At 66.0% G+C, this 1,002-nt stretch carries 2 protein-coding genes; both read right to left on the reverse strand.

Going from position 1 to position 1,002, the window contains the following annotated elements:
• A partial coding sequence (gene peaD / locus A2I95_RS42420; RefSeq protein WP_291738219.1) for a quinohemoprotein amine dehydrogenase subunit beta occupies nucleotides 1-730 on the reverse strand: 730 nt, incomplete at its 3' end.
• Between the two features lie 13 nt (nucleotides 731-743).
• Nucleotides 744-1,002: quinohemoprotein amine dehydrogenase subunit gamma (gene qhpC, locus A2I95_RS42425; RefSeq protein WP_291738220.1), on the reverse strand; the 259-nt coding region annotated here is incomplete at its 5' end.

A 1,002-nucleotide genomic window follows, 5' to 3' on the forward strand; every position in this document is an offset into this window, starting at 1 on the left:
GGTAGCCCCAGACAAAATCCGCCATCTCCTGCTGGGTTTCGTCGGTGAACACCGCTGCCGTGTACATCAGCAGCATCTCGTCGTTCTGGCTGCCGGTGGGCCAGAACGCCAGCACATCCGGCGGGCTGTAGGTCGGTCGGTCCCAGCTGGCGTTGGCAATCGCCACCTCGGTTTCGCCGGTGGCCGGATCAACCCGGTAGATGTCATGCCCCGCAACATAGACCTGGCCGTTGCGGTCGCTGGCCATCAGGGTGGAGCGGCGCGGGGCCTCGAAGACGGCTGAGGGGGTGGCTTCCAGCCCGGCGCTGGCGTCATAGACGGCGAATTCCGGCTGCATCACCTCGTAACGGTCGGTCAGTTTGCGCACCGGGTTGCGCACCGTGTAGATCTGGCTGCCGTCCTTGGAGACGGCAAGCGAGGCCAGCGAGCGGCGGCTTACGTCGCCGTCGGACTGGGCGGCGTGGAACACTTTCTCGCAAGTCCCGATATTGACGCCCACCACGTCCTGCCAGTGGTTCAGCAGCACATAGGCAATGCGGTTGTCCGGCGACATGGCGATGACGCCGGGGGTCACATTCGCCCCCAGATCGCAGTCGGCCTTGACCGAGCGGGTATCAGCGTCAAAGACATAGAGGTTCGAGGGCCGGGCCACCGTCACCAGAAGGTCGCCGGCGGCCAGCGGCAGGGCGGAGGCGCAGAACGCGGCTGCAGCAAAAAACGCGGTTTTCATGATGCGGGTCTCCTTAGGTTTCGGCGTCGGTGGGGTAGGTGGCGCCAAGCGCGCGCCAGTCCTTGGCGGCATTGGGTGCGCCTTCGTCCCAGTTCTGGTGATTGACCATGATGTCGGGCACCTGCGCGGGCCACCAGCAGGGGTCGGAGCAGCCATAGAGGTCCGCCTCCATCGGCTGGCACAAGGCGGCAAGGCCGCCGAAAGGATCGACCTCCCAGCCGGGATCGAAGGTGGTGGCGCAGCCGGCGGTTACGGTCTGCATGGCGCGGACC

Source organism: Leisingera sp. F5 (genome assembly GCF_001593695.1).